The sequence below is a fragment of the Arthrobacter cryoconiti genome, assembly GCF_020905375.1.
In the GTDB taxonomy this organism is placed as follows: domain Bacteria; phylum Actinomycetota; class Actinomycetes; order Actinomycetales; family Micrococcaceae; genus Specibacter; species Specibacter cryoconiti.
Window position 1 is genome coordinate 49,355 of the sequence record NZ_JAJJBU010000027.1, and the last position, 15,962, is coordinate 65,316.

The window sequence follows — 15,962 nt, forward strand, 5'->3', positions numbered from 1 at the left end:
AGGAGAAACTCCATATGGGAGCCTCGACGGGCAGTACTATCAAATAGAGTCCAGCTATACCCCGTCAGGGTATTTGTCTTATACCCTACTGGGGTATAGAACGGCCTGACGCTATAGGAAAGGGATCATCATGGATGAGATCGTCGATGAGCATATCAATCACGGGTACACCACGGACAAGGCTGCCTACCTTCGGCGCCTGAAGCGGGTCGAAGGGCAGGTGCGCGGGATTGCCCGGATGGTCGATGAAGACAAGTACTGCATTGACATCCTCACGCAAGTCGCTGCCGTCAACAAGGCCTTGCATGCGGTCAGCTTGGGCCTGGTCGAGGATCATATCGCGCACTGTGTGGTCGGAGCAGCCCATGAATCCGAAGCAACGGGGAACCCTGAGATCGTGGCGGCCAAGGTCAAGGAAGCCACCGACGCTATCGGCCGTCTGCTGCGCTGACCCTTATCAACCACCTATCGAATAGAAAGCACGAATCATGAAGACAACTATCAGCATTTCCGGCATGACCTGTGGGCACTGTGTTTCCTCCGTGATGGAGGAACTGAAGTCTCTTAAGGGTGTTGACGACGTCAGCGTCGATTTGAACGCCGGCGGGATCTCCACAGCGACCGTGACGTCACATCTGGAACTGGCGCCTGAGGAAATCGGCGAGGCGATCGCGGAAGCCGGCTACCTCGTCGTCGCCAACGACGCGTAACCACCACTCCACCTGAAAAAGGACATCTTGATGAGTACCGAAGAATTGCTGCACCAGCCACTGACACGAGTGATCGAGCTCGACATCGAGGGCATGACCTGTGCCTCCTGTGTTGGTCGCGTGGAACGCAAACTCGGCAAACTTGAAGGTGTCCAAGCTGCCGTGAACCTGCCGCTTGAATCCGCCCAGGTCACCGTCCCGGAGGGGATTTCCGATCAGCAGATCGTTGATACCGTCAACGCCACCGGCTACAAGGCCCGCCTGAAAACTGCCCCGTTGCCTCACGGCCACGAGGCAGACAGAATATCCGACTCCGAGGAACACGGCCACGATGCGGCGACGACCGCGGACGGCCGCCATGACCACATGAGTCATGGCGGGACGGCAGCCCAGCTGCGGCCCCGGCTGATCCTGGCCGCCATCTTCAGCATCCCGATCTTCCTGATTTCCATGTTTCCGATGTTTCAGTTCCCCCAGTGGGGATGGGTAGTTGGCACTCTGGCGCTGCCGGTCGTGACCTGGTCCGCGTGGCCCTTCCACCGGGCCGCGGCCATCAACGCCCGCCATTTTGCCTCCACCATGGACACCCTGGTGTCCATCGGGGTGATCGCGGCGTACCTGTTCTCCGCCGTCATGCTCGCCACCGACCCGTCCATGACGGCCCACCCCGGGATGGGTGGACACGCAGAACTGTACTTTGAGGTCGCCGCGGTCGTCACGACGTTCCTGCTGCTGGGCCGCTACCTGGAAGCCAACGCAAAGGCCAAGGCCGGCGACGCACTCAAGGCGCTCCTGAGCCTCGGGGCAAAGGATGCCGCCGTGATCCGCAACGGCGCAGAAATCAAGATCCCCGCCGACCAGCTAGTTGCAGGAGATGTGTTTGTGGTCCGTCCCGGTGAGAAGGTCGCCACCGATGGCTACGTCGTTGAGGGCCGCTCGGCTATTGATGCCTCCCTGATCACCGGGGAATCCCTGCCGGTGGACGTGGACGTGGACGACACGGTCACCGGGGCAACGATCAATACTTCCGGTCGTCTGCTGGTCAAGGCGACCCGGGTCGGCAGCGATACCACGCTGGCGCAGATGGGGCGCCTGGTCAGTCAGGCCCAGTCCGGCAAGGCTCCGATCGCCCGGTTGGCGGACCGGATTAGCGCCGTGTTTGTCCCCATCGTCCTCGGACTCGCCGTGGTGACGTTTGTCCTGTGGCTGCTGCTCGCCGGCGATGTGCAGGGCGCGTTTACAGCCGCGGTCGCGGTGCTGGTCATCGCCTGCCCCTGCGCGCTGGGGTTGGCCACCCCGGTTGGCCTGTTGACGGGCACCGGCCGTGGCGCCCAACTGGGGATCCTGATCAAGGGCCCGCAGGTTTTGGAAGACACCCGCACCGTGGACACCATCTTGCTGGATAAAACCGGTACGGTCACCAATGGCAAACTCGCCGTCGCCCGTACGCTGGCACTGGGAGCCCTCAACGACACCGAGGTTTTGCGATTGGCCGGATCTGTGGAGGCCGCCAGCGAACACCCCATCGCCCACGCCATTGCCGCAGCCGCTACGGCCGGCCCTGGCATCGACGCGGTCACGGGCTTTGACTCCGCCCCGGGCGGCGGCGTCCGCGGCATCGTCAAGGGACACATGGTGGTTGCTGGCAGGGCTGGTTGGCTGGAAGAGAACGGCATCGACATCACCGATGCCCACCAAGAAGTACTGCGGCGAGAGCAGGAGTCCGGGGCGACAGCCATCTGGGTCGCGGTAGACCGCACGGTTGCGGGGATCATCAGCCTTGAAGACACCATCAAGGACGGCTCCGCCGAGGCCATCACCCGATTCAAGTCACTGGGGCTGCGCCCCATCCTGCTCACCGGCGACAACGCTGCGGTAGCTTCCCAGGTCGCGGCGGCCGTCGGTATTGCCCCGGAGGACGTTTTCGCCGATGTCCTGCCCCAGGGCAAGGTAGAAGCTGTCAAACGTCTCCAAGCCGCGGGGGCCACGGTGGCGATGGCCGGCGACGGTGTCAACGACGCCGCCGCCCTGGCCCAGGCCGACCTCGGGGTCGCCATGGGGTCCGGCACGGACGTGGCTATCGAGGCCGCAGATTTGACGGTCATGGGCAACGACCTGGGTCAGGTGGCCACGGCCATTGAGCTCTCTCGCAAAACTCTTGCCACGATCAAGACGAACTTGTTTTGGGCGTTCTTCTACAACGCCATTGGCATTCCCATCGCCGCGCTGGGTTTGCTGAACCCGATGATTGCCGGTGCCGCGATGGCCGCCAGTTCGGTGCTGGTGGTCGCCAATTCATTGCGGTTGCGCCGCTTTGGCAGGTAGTCGGAATCCCTTCCAGACACCCGTGGCCCATCTATTTGAATGGGGCCCGGGTGTCAGTCTGTAGGCAGTGCCAGGACGTCCGCGTGCCCGACACACCGACGGGTGGCCGGCAGCAGTGATATTGCCGACCCCAGCGCCGCGGGGACGGCACCTGCGTGGGAGTCATCGACCGTCAGGATGACCTCGGTGGCGGGGGTGCGCCCATAGCTTGTCAATGTCCTGGTGGTGCCGCTTTCCTGGACGATCCAGTCCACTCCGTTGACCGTTCCACACGGCAGTGTGGTGGGCCCTGGGACGGCAACCCCGCAGCGTAGAACCACCCCGGAAGGTGACCCCCAGGCGGCCGTTGAGATACCGGTGGTTTCTCTTCGTGACAGCCCCGCAATGGTGTCGGGAAGGTGGGAGAGAATCGTGGCGCAGCCGGGATTGCTGGCGTCAGGTGCGGCCTTGATGTCAACGGCTGCTGTGCAGCCACTAACCGCTACCGCCAATAAGGCAAGGATCGCGATGGAGGGAAGAGTGATGCCACTCCTGCGATCGCCCTGTTGCTGCCCACGGCGGAGCTCTTCTACACGAGGGGCGGACATGGTAGGCGGGGTCAACTACCAACCCCTGCATAGGAGTGCAGACCGGAGAAGAAGACGTTGACAATGGCAAAGTTGAAGACCACGCACAGGTAGCCGACGATCGAGAGCCAGGCAGCGCGAGTTCCCGTCCAACCGCGGGTGGCGCGGGCGTGCAGGTATCCGGCGTAGACCACCCAGATCACGAACGTCCAGACTTCCTTGGTGTCCCATCCCCAGAACCGGCCCCAGGCCTTCTCGGCCCAGATCGCGCCAAACATCAACGTCAGGGTCCAGCCGATAAAAGCGATGGCGTTGATCCGGTAGGCCATGTTTTCCAGGCTCAGCGCAGAGGGCACCAGACGCAGGAACACCAAGCTATCGGGCTTGTCGATTGCAAGGGACGTTTCGCGTCGTGACTGGAGCAGTTGGAGCACGGATAGGGCGAAGGTGAGCGTGAACAGGGCGGAGGAGACGACGGCGATGGAGACGTGGATGACCAACCAGTAGCTTTGCAGGGCGGGGACCAGGTGCCCGGCAGGGGTCCAGAACGCCACGGATGCGGCCGTCAGCATGACGAGCACGAGGCCGATGACGAAGGTACCCACGAAGCGCAGGTCCCGGCGGGTGAGCACCAGCAGGAAGACCAGGATCACCACGAGCGCGCCGGTGGTGCAGAATTCGTACATGTTCCCCCATGGGACCCGCCCGGCGGCCAGGCCTCGGGAGAGGACGGCTGCGACGTGGATGGCGGCGGCCAGCACGGTCAGGGACACCCCGATCCGGGCGGGCTTGCGGGGGCCTGCCAGGCCGTACCGCATGGAATCATCTGCCATCAGTCCCGGGCGCTGGACGGAGTGCTGGCTGGTGGGCCGCTCGCCCCGGCCCTCCGGCCCCTCCAGGACGGGTGCAGCCTCCTGGAATTCTGTTGTGCCTCGGCCGGTGGTGCCAGCGCGGGCCGGTATCTTTTGCTCGGTAACCCCTGGTTGGGATGTGAGGGCATAGGCCAGGCTTTGTTGCTGGGTGGTGCGGCCCTTTTTGCTGTTGTTGACCAGGTCCCAGGCGAAGGCGATGAGAGCGGCCACGTAGGCGATGCCGGCCAGGAGCATGAACCGCTCACTGTAGAGGGCGAAGGTTTCGTTGATGGTTGGCATTACTGATCCTTAGCGAGAGGGTTCGTGTTGGTGGCCGGCGCCGACCATTCCTTGGTCAGGAGCCGGCCGATGGCGGCGGCTTCGGCGGCGAGGCGGTGGTTCTCCCCGCGGGCCAGGAGCCCGTATTCGACCATGGTCCGCCCGTCCGGGTGGGTTCCGGTTCTGACCCAGGCCCTGTGCCGGCCGATGAATAGGGACGCGATCAGTCCGGCCAGGGCTGCGAGGGCGAAGATCAGCACTCCGAGCTGGCCGGGATCATGGCGAATGTCGATGCCGACATAGCGTTTAATGCCGTCGAAACTGATGGAGCCCTTGCCTTCGGGGAGCGTGTAGCTTTGCCCCGGGGCCAGGACGATGCCGCCGGCCTTGAGGTTGCGGTTGTTTAGCGGGGTCAGGTTTTTGGTGTCCAGGGTGTAGACGTTCCGTGGCTGCCCGGCGTTGAGCCCCAGGTCGCCGTAGTAGGAATTCAGGTTCAGGCGCGGGTTTAGCGGGTCCGGGTCGCTGGCGTAGGAGATCCCCTGGTCGTTGACCAGGGCGGTGGGGAGGAAGAATCCGACGAAACCCAGTTGGGATGGTCTGGCATCAGGGGCCTTGATGACCAGCAGGGAGGTGTAGGCCCCGTCGCTGGGGATGGAGACGACGGGCCCGCTAAACGCGGTCTTTCCGGCGCCGTCCTTGATGGTCACCACGGGCGCGTAACCGTTGCCGACCAGGTAGAAGCTGGCCCCGCCCACGGTGATCGGGTCGTTGACCTTCAGGATCCTTTTTACCGGCTCCGCCCCGGGTTTGTCGGTAACCGTCACGGCTGCGGTGAAGTCGATGGGCTGGCCGTAGTGGGCGGCCGAAGAACGGTCGAAGGTGACGTCGAACTTGTTCAAGGTGATGGCAAAAGGGTCCAACCGGGTCGGGTTAAAGTTGGCGCCGGGCGAAAACTGGTCATAGCCGACAAGAGTGTTCACGAAGGTGTCACCTTCGACCAGGATTTTCTGTCCCCGGTAGCCGAACAAGCCCCCGATGGCGACGCAGACCAGGACCCCTATCAGTGAGACATGGAAGAGCAGGTTCCCCACCTCCCGGATCAGCCCGCGTTCGGCCGCCACGGAGGGGCGTTCCCCCCCGGCGTCGTAGACATGGACCCGGTACCGGCGCCGGCGCAGCAGCCGGGCCGCGTCCTGCACCGCCTGCCCGGCACTGATCCCGGACGATTCCGGCAACTCCAGGGTCCCGTATTCGGGCAGCCGGGACAGGCGCTTGGGGGTGCGGGGCGGGGCCGATCGCATGGCCTTCCAGTGCGCCCGGGCCCGGGGGACGACGCAGCCGATCAGGGAGATGAACAACAGCAGGTAGATCGCGGAAAACCAGACGGAGGAATAGACGTTGAAGAACTGGAACTTATCCAGCCACGGCCCATAGCCTGGATGGTCCTTCAGGTATTGCGTGACGACAGAGGGGTTGACCGGTCGTTGGGGAAACAGGGACCCGGGCACGGCCGCCACGGCCAGCAGCAGCAACAACAACAGGGCATTGCGCATGCTGGTCAACTGCCGCCAGATCCACCGCACGGTTCCGACCGCACCCAAACGGGGCAGCACCGGCGCCCCGGTGTCCGACTTCGCCGTGGCTGGGGGATGTTCTTTCGTGGGGCCCATGGCTATTTCCCCGCCACGGCGTCGGCGATCAGGGCCTTCAGGGTGCCCTGGTCCGCGAGGCCGAGGATGCGGGAGGCAACCCTGCCGGCCTTGTCGAGCACGAGCGTGGTGGGCACCGCCTGGGGCGGCACGTACTGGGTCATGGCCAGCAACACCCCACCGCCGGAATCCTCCATGCTGGGATAGGTAACCCCAAAGGTCCGCTCGAAGGCGGCGGCCTCGGGCTCACGGTCCCGGATGTTGACCCCATAAAACAGGACCCCGTCGGCCTTGAACTCCTGGTACAGGGCCTCCAGCCGGGGTGCCTCCAGCCGGCACGGGGAACAGGCGGCATACCAAAAGTTCAGTACGACCACCTTCCCTGCCCAGGCCGTCGATGACACGGCGGTCCCGTCGAAGAGCTTGCCGGCCAGGACGACCGGTTCCTTGCGTTCATTGATGGCGTACTGGGCCACGGATCCGTCCCCGGCGATGAAGTTCTTGTTGTCCCCGGCGTTGGCTTGCCGGGCCAGCGAATCGTTGGATGCACACGCCGACAAGGCCAGGACACCCACCCCGGACAGGGCGGATAGCTGGAAGAATCGGCGCCGAGAAGGTGGCAGCGTTGACGAAATCTCTGATGCAGTCGGGGTGTTTCGGGGCAGGGGAAGGGACATCGGAATCCTCATATAACGAAATTGTAACTTTTGATTTTTGTCGGTTAGGCTGGTAAAAACACATACCCCTAACGGGTATGTTCGTGGGCCGTTTCGCCAAACCACGTCGGCGGGCCACGACCGTTCAGCTTCCCGACGGGGGCGGAGGAACCACCGCTGGTGCCCTGGTGCACCTTGGGGTGAAGCCTGCCCAACACACCACGGCCGCTATGGCTGCGCGTTGGGCGGGCCGGGCAGGCCCCTCGCCCGAATCCGACAGCTAACTTCGCCGGCGTCGAGAGGATCCCCTTTATGTCTGCCCACCGCCAACACGGCCGCCGCCGCGCGACCACACCCATGCCCGCCTCCGTCTCGCGGGGCCGCCACTGGGCATCCGCTCCCGAGTCCGAGCCCAGAAATGTCACAGGCAGGAAACCGCTAGCCCTGGCAGTAGCCGCAGCAGGATTCATTGCGTTAACAGCACTTCCGGCCGCGCACGCCGACACAGGCCACCTCGCCGCATCGGTGACCGCCAACGCTGCCACATCCTCCCTGCAACCGGCCGTGACGGCAGACAAGAATGTTGTGGTGTCATTCGCCAAGCCATCGGTCAGCAGTAAACCAGCTCCGGCGGCGCCCCCCGGTGGCCTGCACCCGGCGGGCGCCCCAGCGGCCCCGCTCCCGGAACCGGCGCAACCGGCCCCGACTGCACAGGCACCGGTGCAGTCGTCTTCCGGACTGCGCCCACCTTTGGCATCCATAACGGTTGCCTCACCCTTTGGGTACCGGACCAATCCACTGAGCGGGGCCGGCGGGGAACTGCACACCGGACTCGACCTGGTGGCGACATGCAGCACGGCGGTGTTCGCCGCAGGATCAGGGACCGTGACCGAGGCTGGCTGGAGCCAGTACGGCGGTGGAAACCGCATCGTCATCGACCACGGTGGCGGCATCAAGACCACGTACAACCACCTGGATAGCATCGGGGTCAGCGTCGGCCAGCAAGTGGGCGCGGGCGCCCAGATTGCCGGTGTCGGATCGACGGGCAATTCCACCGGCTGCCACCTGCACTTTGAGGTCATGGTCAATGGCCAAACCGTCGACCCGGCACCGTTCATCTGACCGGCTCCCGGCCACCGAGAGAGGACGATCCGTGCCGAGGGTGACCGGAGCTGACAGCCGGTTCGGTGACAGAGAGGCCGTCGTAGTCGCGCCGGTTGGCCAGGTGTTCCCGGGTGAGCTCGGCGAGTTGGTCATCGCTGAGCCCGTCGAAGGAGCGAGCCTCACGCTTGTCGCTGCGGGAGAAGCGGACAAACATCAAAATGAGCAGGGGCAGGTCCACTATTTCTGCCACGAACCACAACAGGTCCCCAGCCAGTTGCTGGTCACGCAGGGCATTGGGCATCCAACCCGGATGGTTCAGCAACCCCACGGTGGCGCCGTCAAAGACCTGCGGGACCATGCGCATCATGATCCCGGGGATCGCGTCGGCGACGAGTTCGATGAAGACGAAGATGAACTCCACCACAATCAGTGCGTTGACTGCCGCCTGGGCCCCTTCTTCAATGATGGGCACCGTCATCAACAATCCCATCATGGGCACGGCGACCGTCAGCACCACATCGGCGACGGGGCTGGTGCGCAGGGGATAGAACAGCGGGGTCAGGAAGACCGTGAAGAGAATCAGGCCCAGGAGTGCGGCGACGATAGTGTTGCCCAGCAGACGCATCAGGCGGTGCCCGAGAAAAGCCTCCAGCCTGGCCACCCCGGCGGGATCCAGGGTTGCCCGGGCCAGGGTGAGCGGCTTGCCCAGTCCCACCAGCAGGGGGACAACAAAGAGGTAACCGGTGATCTTGAGGGTAAAGACCCAGCGCAAGTCATGGCTGTAGACGCCGGGGAAACCAAAACTGAGCACCGCAAAGCTGCCCAGCCCCAGAGCATAGAAGGACACGGACCGCCACACCCGCCACCGCACACCCCGCTGGTGGGCGCGGACCAGCCCCCGGACATAGAGGATCGCGGCGGGCACCAGCAGGCACACTGCAGCCCAGTTCAGGGTCCAGGACCCGGCCAGCACGTCCCAAGGTGGCATGTTAGCGCTTCTTGGGGGTGGTGCGCCCCGCCAGGACCGCCCCGACGATCAGTACCGCCGCGGCGGTGGGGTAGCCGATGAGGAGGTCCTGAATGCCGGGCGGGCCGCCAGGGAGGGCGACATGTGCGAGCCAGTGCGATAGCCCGACCAGCGCGCCCAAGACCATGATGCCCTGGCCTACCCTGACCAGGCGCCGGTGGTGGCGGTAGTTCTTCGCAGCGTCATCGCCGGGGAGATGCTGTTTCATGTGCTGTCCTTTCAGAGGTGGGCTTGTTTAGCCGTTGGCGCCGCCGGAGCATGCGGCCCCGGGTTCCGGTGTTTGGGGACCCATGGCGTAGGCCTTGATGAAGACGGGCAGTCGAGAATCCCCGGCATTGGGGACTTCCAGCTGGGTGCCCCAGGCGGACGCGGTCACGGCCACTGCCTGGTCCGGGTTGGGGCTGAGGAGGACATAGGGTTTCCCCTTGACCAGGGCAGTCAGTGTGGTCACATCGGTCGGAGAGAGCCCCTGTTTGTAGCTGATCCATACGGCACCGTGTTCGAGGGAGTGCACGGCCCGGTTCTCGTTCACGGGGGTGGTGTAGATCCCGCAGTTGGTCCACGTCGCAGCATGGTCCCCGCCGACCCCGGGCTGCTGAGGGTAGGTCACCGGGGTTTGGACGTGGTTGCGGGTGAGATTCGGGTAGGTCTTGACTCCGGCGATGGGGCTTTTGGCTGCCTCAGCCGTCGTATTGCGGGTCTGGATGGATCCGGTGATGACAAACGTGACGACGACGATAATGGCGACGACCAGCAAACCGAACCCGCCGTAGACGAAAAGATTTTGTCGGCGTTGCTTGACTCGGTGTGCGGCGAATACGGCATCGATTTTCGCTTGGCGTTCGGCCTGGCGCTCTTTGGGATTGCTCACTGGGGAGCTCCTTGTGCTGATGGGTTTGCAGGTTTCTCGGATGTACCCGTGGTGGATCCTGGTTCGACGAAGGAGCGGGCCTTGCGGCGCTGCAGCAAGAACGCGGCGGCACCGGCGAGCAGCAACAGGCCCGAGACCCAGGTATTCACCCGCAACCCCAGGATGGTGTTGGCATAGTCGGAGCGCAGCAGTTCGAACACGAACCTGCCCGCGGTGTAGAGGACGACGTACAGGGCGAAGACGGACCCGGCACCGAGCCGGAATCTCTTGTCCAGGTACAGCAGCAACCCGGCGGCGGCCAGGCACCACAGGGATTCATAGAGGAAGGTCGGCTGGAAGTAGCCCAGCACGACTGGGGCACCAGCGGCGTCCAGGTGGGCGCGGCCGGTGGAGAAATCCATTTGGTGGATCTGCAGTTTCCAGGGCAGCGTCGTGGGGTCACCATAGAGTTCATTGTTAAACCAGTTCCCCCACCGGCCAAGGCCCTGGGCAATCAGGAGCCCGGGGGCGGCGGCATCGATCAGAGCCGTGAAGGGCACCTGGTGGCGGCGGCAGCCGATATAGGCGCCCACCAGGCCCACGGCGATGGCGCCCCAAATGCCCAGCCCGCCGTCCCAGATCTTCAACGCGTCCCAGGGGTTCTTTCCGGGCACAAAGTACAGTTCCGGGTCCGTGATGACGTGGTAGAGGCGACCGCCGGCAATGCCGAAGGGCACCGCCCACATCGCAATGTCCAGAACCACCCCGTCCCGGCCGCCGCGGGCGGTCAGCCGCCGGCTGGTGAGCCATATGGCAATGACAATGCCGGCCAGAATGCACAGGGCATAGAACCTGATTGTGAGTGGCCCGACCTGGAAGGCACTGACGGTGGGTGAGGGGATGAGAAAAGGGGCCAGTGTGGCTGGATTCATGGTGGGTCCGGTCTTAAGTGAGGTAGGAGAAGACGCCCATCATGCCGCGTTCAGCATGGTAGGCATTGTGGCAGTGGAAGAGCCACTGGCCCGGATTGTCGGCATCGAACTGGACCGTAACGGTCTGCATGGGACGGACAATGACGGTGTCCTTGCGCGCCCCGGTGGCACCGACCTGGAAGGTGTGGCCGTGGATGTGCATGGGGTGCCACATCATGGTCTCGTTGACGAACTTCACCTCCACCCGCTCACCGGCCTTGATGTCAAAGGCATTCGCAAGTGGTTTGGCCATGTCGAAGCGCTGGTTGTTGATGCCCCAGTCGTAGCTCATCATCCCGCCGGTCAGGCGCACCTCATGGGTGCGGTCCGGTGTCTTGGCCGGAAGGTTCACGGACGGGTCGGCGGTGAGCTGGCCGCCGTCGACGACCTTTCCAGTCAAGGACTTGGGAAGGCTGGCCGCCGCGGGGGCCCGCGCGGTGCCCGTGGAGACCAGCCCGTAGGTCATTTGGGCCTTTCCTTCGGCCAGGGCGAGGACGGGGGTGTAACCGTCACGGACGGTCAGGATCGCATCGATGCGCTCACCCATCCCGAGCACGACGGCGTCGACCTCGGTGTGCTTGACGGGGAAGCCGTCGGTGTGGGTCAAGGTCAGCTTCTGACCCGGGACCCCGACCCGGTAGGCGGTGTCCCCGGCGGCATTGATGACGCGCAACCGGATCCGGTCCCCGGCCTTGGCCGTGACGGTTTCCGGGTTGCCGGGGTCCCGGCCGTTGAAGAGATGGAAGGGATAGGCGACGTCCCCGGCGTCCCCGCCCAGGAAGTCACTGGTGGCACCCATGAGCATGCCACCGCCACCGCTTCCTTGGGTCATGCTGCCCATGTTCATGCCGCCGCTGCTTCCCTGGGTCATGCCGTCCATGCTGCCCATGCCCTTGGAGAGTTCTTTCAGGACCTCATCCGGGGTCCCGGTGACGCCGTCGATCCAGTCATCCAGGACGATCACCCAGTCCCTGTCGTACTTCAGCGTCTCCTTCGGATCCTCGATGATCAGGGCACCGTAGAGGGCGCGTTCGCGCTGCATCTCCACATGGGAGTGATACCAGTACGTGCCCGAGTGGGGAAGCTTGAAGCTGTAGGGGAAGTCCTTGCCGGCGGCGACCGCGTCTTGGGTGAGGCCCGGGACGCCGTCGGCGTTGTTGCGCAGGGCCAGTCCGTGCCAGTGGATGCTGGTGCCTTCGGTGAGCTTGTTGGCGATGGTGACGGCCAGCTGGTCTCCGGCCGTGCCGCGCAGGGTCGGGGCAACGAGGGCGCCGTCGTAACCCCAGGTGGTGATCTTCTTCCCCGCCAAGGTGGTGGAGAACGGTCCGGGAGTGAGGGTTTGGGTGATTGATTTGCCGGTGGAGGCCCGCCGTGCCTCGTACTCGTCGATGAGTGGATTGGTGGGCAGGATGCGGGTGGTCTGGCCGGTAGCAGTCTTGGTCGGTGTGGGTGTGCAGGCAGCCAGCGTCGCTGCGGCGGTGGCCGCAACGGAGAGTCCCAGGAACGAGCGGCGGTTCAGTTGGTATGTCATGGAGGAATCCTTTGAAACGTGTGTCGTTAGACGGGGGTGATGAAGGTGCCGGAGAGGTTTTGTAGTTGGTAGATCCACTGCATCCACACGCCGCTAACCATCAGGACACCGAGCAGGATGAGCATGCTCGCCCCTGCAAGGTTGACGATGCGGATGTGTCGGCGTATGAAGCCCAGGATCTGGGTGACCCAGCCCAGTCCGAGGGCGACGAGGAGGAAGGGGAGGCCCAAGCCTAGGCAGTAGATGAATGCCAGCAGGGCTCCGCGCCAGGCGCTGCCGGAGGTTACGCTCAGGGCCAGCACGGCACTAAGCGTGGGCCCCATGCACGGTGTCCACCCCAGACCGAAGACCACGCCCAGCAGCGGCGCCCCACCGAGCCCTGTGCGGCGGGTCAGGGTGAGTTTGCGGGTCTGCTGCAGCCAGGAGAATTTGCCTAACAACACCAGCCCCATGATGATCACAACCACGCCCAGGACGCGCATGAGCGGGTCCTGCCAGCGCAGCAGCCAGGACCCGATCATGCCGAAAGCCGCCCCATAGGCGGTAAACACGGCGCCGAAACCGAGCACGAATAAGCCGACACCGGCCAGTACGCGTCGCCGGTTCCGTGGCTGGTTCGGGTCGGTCAGCCCAGAAACATAGCCCAGGTAGCCAGGTACCAGTGGCAGGATGCAGGGCGAGAGGAAGGAGACGATGCCGGCGATCAGTGCCAAGGGCATCGCCACGAGCAGGGCCCCGGAGGTGACGGTGGTGGCGAAGTACTCTCCGATACTCATGGGGCTAGGATGCCGCCGGGCGGAAAGTTGCCCCGCCATCGGTGGAGACCTGGACACCATCGGTGGTGGACGCCCAGAGCCACGGCTTGCCAGCACTGCCTTCCTTGGCGGTGACCGCTTCGACCTGGCCGCTGATCTTCCCCGTGGCGGTCCAGCTCAGGCCCGCATCAGAGGACACGTAGACGGTGCCATCCGGGGTTACCCCGACCGCCTCCGTTGGCGCCTTCTCCACGGAGGCGGCTATGGCGGCGAATTGGATGACCGGGGAGCCAGGGACACTGCGCCAGCTCTTGCCTCCATCGGTGGAGCGCTGCACCCCCTCCTGGGTGGTGGCCAGCACCACCGAGGAGGCGGGGCTGCCCGCCAGCACGGCCGGGGTGAACGTCGCCGTGGATGTCTGCCACGTGGTGCCGTCGGTGCTGGTGCGCATTTGCCCGTCGAAGGCAACCAGTCCACCCCCACTGACGGTCAGGGCGTGGAAGTCCGACTGCCCGCCCCTAGAGACCTGCTGCCACGTCTTCCCGGCATCGGCGGAGCGGATGAGCCCGACCGGGTTCGGCAGGGAAGTCCCTGGTCCCGGGTGTCCGGAGGCAAAATAGACATTCGGATCCCCGGTGGGAGTGAATCCCATCAGGTCGATGGTGTCACTGACCTTCACCGGGGTCTTCTTGCTCGCGTCGAAGAGGCCATCGTGGGTGGCCAGCAGGATCTTGGTGGTGACCGGATCCACGGTGATGCCATGGACATGACTCACGGTGGCCGCGGGGGCGGGGCTCGGGGGCGGTGTAGCTGACGAGCATCCTGCCAAGGCCAGGGGCGCGAGCACAAGAGTGGCGGCCAGGGGAAGACGGGCACGCAAAAAGGCGGTACGGGGTTTCACGGGGGACTCCAAAAGTACGAAAGGGGGAAGGCTGTGGTGGTGGTCCGGAGGGTGTCGGACCGCCACCGGAAGTGCTGGTACCTGGAAGCTACAGGGCGGCGAGCAGGTCCTTCATGTTCTTAATTTCGGTTTCCTGGGAGGCGACGATGCTCTTAGCCAGGGCCACAGCATCAGCGTTTTTGCCGTCGGTCACTTCGGACTTGGCCATCTCGACAGCACCCTCATGGTGGGCGATCATCTGGGTCAGGAACAGCTTGCTCGCCTCAGTTCCCTGGGCGGCCTTGAGTTTGTCCAGGTCTGTGGCGCTCATCATGCCGTTCATGCTGTGATTGCCGGCCATGGCGGTGGGTTCGGACCAGCCGGTGAGCCAGGTGTTCATCTTCTTGATTTCGGGCCCCTGGGCGGCCTTGATGTCCGTGGCCAAAGCCATAATCTTGGGATCCAGGCCGGACTTGGCGAGCATGATGTCACTCATCTGGACCGCCTGGACGTGGTGGGGCGTCATCATTTGGGCGAACGTCGTGTCGGCGGCATTGTGCTCCCCGGTCGTGACGGTCGCTTCCACGGTGGAGGTGGTTGAACCTCCATGGTTCATCCCGGGCATGGAGCCACCATCGGTGGAGCATCCGGCCAGGGCGATCATGGCGGCAGCAGCGGTGGCGGAAAGGGTCAGAAATTTCTTCAAAGGGAACAGTCCTTCACTAAAACGAATCTCAAGCGTGTGCAGCGCTGCCCTGGTTGCAGGGCGCGTCGATGAGGACCTGCCCATGATGGGCGGGCCTGGGCATCGGTTTACGTTCTGCTGATCGAGAGTTGATTCAGTGAGGGAGGATCGGGGAACCGGTCGGAGGACTTGTGCCCGGGCATGGCGGTGAGCACCGCGGGGGAGGAAAGCTGGGTGCTACCTGAGGGCAGGGGAACACTCAAGACGGCGGCCCCCAACGAGGGGACACAGGCCCCATGCATGGCCATGCAGCCGCACACCGTCAGCGGACCGACCTGAGACGGTCCGCCCGGTCCGGCAACCACGCCATCGGCCGGCATGGCGTGGACAGAACCAGTAACTGGTGGGGTCGCGACGACTGGTGCTTCAACAGCACCGCTCATGCTTGCCGCGGTCATCGGTGCCGCCTGCGCCCCGCCAATCACATGCATGCCGAGGATTCCCCCGACAACGGCAAGCACGACGGCGAGCAAGCCGCCCCAGCGCAGCAAGGATCCCACCGTCGGCACGATATGGCGTGAACGCATGGGATCCTCTCTATATTGTCCGGGGCGGTTTTCGGGTCGTTGTGTATTGTACGGGGCCAGACTGGCTAAACACTCAGATCACGGTCAGCGTCCAACATCTGGGGGTGAGCCTAGGCGCGCCCAGACGCTCCTCGGTCACTTTTCCCGGCAGTCGCTGGTCGATGGAGGGGCTAGCTAGGCGGGCGCGACAGCGTAGCCGGCTTCAACCACTGCGGCTTGGATGTCCGAGGGCGCAGCGGGACCGGCAATCCTCAGGATCGAAGAGCCTCCGGTGACGAGTTCAACGGTAGCGGATTTCACTCCGAGAACCCTTGAGGCTGCTGTCTCAACGCTCTGAACGCAATGCCCGCAGGTCAGACCTTCCAGCTGGTAGCTGGTGGTGGCGGCAGCGCTGTCGAAGCCGACCGGAGCAGCAGGCGCCTCCGCCGTTGAGCAGCAGGCACAAGGGCTTTCGGCCAAGGGGAGGGTCGCGGCGGGGGCGGCAGGGGTGGCTTCGTTTAGTTCGGTTCCGCACATGATGAGGTGATTCCTTTGTA

Annotated in this window: 18 protein-coding genes and 1 riboswitch; of the genes, 4 read left to right on the forward strand and 14 right to left on the reverse strand. The window is 64.3% G+C overall.

Annotated features, from left to right (window positions below; all coding sequences use genetic code 11):
• Positions 1–130 precede the first annotated feature (130 nt).
• The 3 genes from LOH53_RS13585 to LOH53_RS13595 are packed head-to-tail and all read left to right on the forward strand — an operon-like array spanning position 131 to position 3,035.
• Positions 131–451, forward strand: coding sequence for a metal-sensitive transcriptional regulator (locus LOH53_RS13585; protein ID WP_230068292.1), 321 nt, complete (start codon positions 131–133; stop codon positions 449–451).
• A gap of 37 nt (positions 452–488) precedes the next feature.
• Positions 489–710 carry a heavy-metal-associated domain-containing protein gene (locus LOH53_RS13590; protein ID WP_230068293.1) on the forward strand — a complete coding sequence of 74 codons (222 nt, stop codon included), beginning with the start codon at positions 489–491 and terminating at the stop codon, positions 708–710.
• A 30-nt stretch (positions 711–740) separates the two neighbouring features.
• Positions 741–3,035, forward strand: a complete 2,295-nt coding sequence (locus LOH53_RS13595; protein WP_230068294.1) for a heavy metal translocating P-type ATPase — start codon at positions 741–743, stop codon at positions 3,033–3,035.
• Between the two features lie 53 nt (positions 3,036–3,088).
• On the opposite strand, the gene LOH53_RS13600 is transcribed toward LOH53_RS13595, so the two are convergent.
• Genes LOH53_RS13600 through LOH53_RS13615 form a run of 4 tightly spaced genes read right to left on the reverse strand, consistent with a single transcriptional unit; the run spans position 3,089 to position 7,057 of the window.
• Positions 3,089–3,622 carry a DUF3515 domain-containing protein gene (locus LOH53_RS13600; protein WP_230068295.1) on the reverse strand — a complete coding sequence of 178 codons (534 nt, stop codon included), beginning with the start codon at positions 3,620–3,622 and terminating at the stop codon, positions 3,089–3,091.
• Between the two features lie 11 nt (positions 3,623–3,633).
• Positions 3,634–4,752 carry a c-type cytochrome biogenesis protein CcsB gene (ccsB, locus tag LOH53_RS13605; protein WP_230068296.1) on the reverse strand — a complete coding sequence of 373 codons (1,119 nt, stop codon included), beginning with the start codon at positions 4,750–4,752 and terminating at the stop codon, positions 3,634–3,636.
• On the reverse strand, positions 4,752–6,401 hold the full coding sequence (gene resB / locus LOH53_RS13610) for a cytochrome c biogenesis protein ResB (RefSeq protein ID WP_230068297.1): 1,650 nt from the start codon (positions 6,399–6,401) through the stop codon (positions 4,752–4,754). The genes ccsB and resB overlap by 1 nt, the downstream gene beginning before the upstream one ends.
• Before the next feature lie 2 nt (positions 6,402–6,403).
• Positions 6,404–7,057 carry a TlpA family protein disulfide reductase gene (locus LOH53_RS13615; RefSeq protein WP_230068298.1) on the reverse strand — a complete coding sequence of 218 codons (654 nt, stop codon included), beginning with the start codon at positions 7,055–7,057 and terminating at the stop codon, positions 6,404–6,406.
• Between the two features lie 116 nt (positions 7,058–7,173).
• Positions 7,174–7,343: riboswitch (cyclic di-AMP (ydaO/yuaA leader) on the forward strand.
• 5 nt (positions 7,344–7,348) lie between these two features.
• Here LOH53_RS13615 and LOH53_RS13620 point away from each other — a divergent pair.
• Entirely contained in the window at positions 7,349–8,158 is an 810-nt protein-coding gene (locus LOH53_RS13620; protein WP_230068299.1) for a M23 family metallopeptidase, read from the forward strand.
• Here the strand turns inward: LOH53_RS13620 and LOH53_RS13625 are convergent.
• The 10 genes from LOH53_RS13625 to LOH53_RS13670 form a co-directional block, all read right to left on the reverse strand.
• Entirely contained in the window at positions 8,151–9,128 is a 978-nt protein-coding gene (locus LOH53_RS13625) for a cytochrome c oxidase assembly protein (protein WP_230068300.1), read from the reverse strand. The genes LOH53_RS13620 and LOH53_RS13625 overlap by 8 nt on opposite strands.
• A gap of 1 nt (position 9,129) precedes the next feature.
• Positions 9,130–9,375, reverse strand: coding sequence for a hypothetical protein (locus LOH53_RS13630; protein ID WP_230068301.1), 246 nt, complete (start codon positions 9,373–9,375; stop codon positions 9,130–9,132).
• Positions 9,376–9,402: 27 nt separating this feature from the next.
• Positions 9,403–10,038 carry a DUF3105 domain-containing protein gene (locus LOH53_RS13635; protein ID WP_230068302.1) on the reverse strand — a complete coding sequence of 212 codons (636 nt, stop codon included), beginning with the start codon at positions 10,036–10,038 and terminating at the stop codon, positions 9,403–9,405.
• Positions 10,035–10,949 (reverse strand): prolipoprotein diacylglyceryl transferase, encoded by a 915-nt coding sequence (gene lgt, locus LOH53_RS13640; RefSeq protein WP_230068303.1) that lies wholly within the window; start codon positions 10,947–10,949, stop codon positions 10,035–10,037. Before lgt ends, LOH53_RS13635 begins: the two co-directional genes overlap by 4 nt.
• A 13-nt stretch (positions 10,950–10,962) precedes the next feature.
• Positions 10,963–12,519 (reverse strand): multicopper oxidase family protein, encoded by a 1,557-nt coding sequence (locus LOH53_RS13645; RefSeq protein WP_230068304.1) that lies wholly within the window; start codon positions 12,517–12,519, stop codon positions 10,963–10,965.
• Between the two features lie 26 nt (positions 12,520–12,545).
• Positions 12,546–13,295 (reverse strand): cytochrome c biogenesis CcdA family protein, encoded by a 750-nt coding sequence (locus tag LOH53_RS13650; RefSeq protein ID WP_230068305.1) that lies wholly within the window; start codon positions 13,293–13,295, stop codon positions 12,546–12,548.
• 4 nt (positions 13,296–13,299) lie between these two features.
• Complete coding sequence (locus tag LOH53_RS13655) at positions 13,300–14,175, reverse strand: F510_1955 family glycosylhydrolase (protein ID WP_230068306.1); 876 nt, start codon at positions 14,173–14,175, stop codon at positions 13,300–13,302.
• Between the two features lie 88 nt (positions 14,176–14,263).
• The gene (locus tag LOH53_RS13660) at positions 14,264–14,860 is read right to left on the reverse strand and encodes a DUF305 domain-containing protein (protein ID WP_230068307.1); all 597 of its coding nucleotides are present in this window, start codon (positions 14,858–14,860) and stop codon (positions 14,264–14,266) included.
• Between the two features lie 107 nt (positions 14,861–14,967).
• Positions 14,968–15,426, reverse strand: a complete 459-nt coding sequence (locus LOH53_RS13665) for a DUF6153 family protein (RefSeq protein ID WP_230068308.1) — start codon at positions 15,424–15,426, stop codon at positions 14,968–14,970.
• 174 nt (positions 15,427–15,600) lie between these two features.
• Complete coding sequence (locus tag LOH53_RS13670) at positions 15,601–15,942, reverse strand: heavy-metal-associated domain-containing protein (protein WP_230068309.1); 342 nt, start codon at positions 15,940–15,942, stop codon at positions 15,601–15,603.
• Positions 15,943–15,962: the final 20 nt, after the last annotated feature.